Here is a 494-nt window from a genome sequence, read left to right as displayed (position 1 = left end):
GGTGTAAACAATGATGATAATAGAAGAAATGAAGAAGATCTAACAGATTTACTACATAAACTCTTTATATCAACAAATAATCAAATTAAAATTAGCATACAAACTGAAACTATAGACAACAAAGAAATTGACATCTTAATTATTCATGATACAGATAAAGTTCCTGTATTTTTAACAAAAGATTATAAGCCTAAGAAAGATACTGCATTACCAAAAGGATTAATATATGCTAGAAATGGCTCTATAAATACTCCTAAAGACTCCTCTGCTCCTTTTGAGTTAATAAATAAGTTGTTTCAAAAGTTTAATCATACCGACTTAAATATCAAAGAGCAGTATTTTCATGTTTTAAAAGACTATAAAAATTGGTTCTTCATTGAAAATGAAGACGGAAGATTTTTTATTTATAATCCTAATCCCGATTTTTATATTAAACTTGCCGACGATGATGCAAATCGTTTCAAAACTATGCCTTATAGTTTAAATCAATACCA

The 494-nt window shown here is 26.9% G+C and carries 1 pseudogene; it reads left to right on the top strand.

Annotated features, from left to right (window positions below):
* Window positions 1-494 (top strand): annotated as a pseudogene (locus L0M85_RS09870) (ATP-binding protein); the annotation flags it as partial.

Source organism: Streptococcus sp. DFI.7.26 (genome assembly GCF_022240605.1).
Lineage (GTDB): Bacteria > Bacillota > Bacilli > Lactobacillales > Streptococcaceae > Streptococcus > Streptococcus xiaochunlingii.
The sequence above is the reverse complement of the archived record's forward strand: the minus strand, read 5'-3'. Positions and strand labels throughout refer to the sequence as shown.